This window comes from Mesorhizobium sp. M5C.F.Ca.ET.164.01.1.1, assembly GCF_004792125.1.
Classification (GTDB): domain Bacteria; phylum Pseudomonadota; class Alphaproteobacteria; order Rhizobiales; family Rhizobiaceae; genus Mesorhizobium; species Mesorhizobium wenxiniae.
This window is the reverse complement of record NZ_SRTG01000053.1, coordinates 1-750: the sequence shown is the minus strand read 5'-3', so window position 1 is coordinate 750 and position 750 is coordinate 1. Positions and strand designations below refer to the sequence as shown.

Sequence of the window (750 nt, the reverse complement as noted above, 5' to 3'; positions counted from 1 at the left end):
TTTGCCAGGTCCACCCCGATCATAGTATCCTTCATTTGCCGTCCTCTCCTTCTCGTGGCGTTGAACATCACGACCTTGGCACATTGCGATGCCGTCTGGGGAGGGCGGCAACCATCCCATCTTCTGCGCCTTCACGTAAGGACGCACGTATTCCGGCGACATCAGTCGGACCTCATGTCCCTGGTCGCTCAGAAGCCCACCCAGATGATGCGCGCCGCAGCAGGCTTCCATTGCAACCGTGCAGGGCGCAAGCTTCGAGGCGAAGCCCACAATCGTTTTCGGTTGCATGCGGCGGCGCAGAACCACCTTCCCGTCCGCATCCAATCCCGCAACGCTGCAGCTGTTCTTGCCAAGGTCAATTCCCAGTATCATGATCGTCATGGCTCGTCCTTCTCCGGTTCCAAACACCGGCATCCTAGCGCGATGCCCTCGAAGGAGGGCGGGCCATTCCATAAAAGTCCGCGCACGCACTGGAGCAGGATCGCCCCGACGTGCTGAAGCGGCGCCAGGACTGGTTCGACGGCCAGTTCGATCTCGATCCGGCGAAGCTCGTGTTCATCGACGAGACCGGCCTCTCCACAAAGATGGCCCGCCTGCGTGGAAGAGCGCCGCGCGGCGAGCGCTGCCGGGCCGGCGTGCCGCATGGCCACTGGAAGACCACGACCTTCACCGGAGCGCTGCGGCTGACGGGCATGACTGCGCCCTTCGTCTACGACGGCGCTATGAACGGCAACGTGTTCCTGGCCTATG

The 750-nt window shown here is 62.4% G+C and carries 2 pseudogenes; one reads left to right on the top strand and one right to left on the bottom strand.

From position 1 onward, the window contains the following. Nucleotides 1–381 (bottom strand): annotated as a pseudogene (locus EN807_RS32345) (hypothetical protein); the annotation flags it as partial. 74 nt (nucleotides 382–455) lie between these two features. On the opposite strand from EN807_RS32345, the pseudogene EN807_RS32340 reads away from it, so the two are divergent. Then, a pseudogene (locus EN807_RS32340) lies at nucleotides 456–750 on the top strand (transposase); the annotation flags it as partial.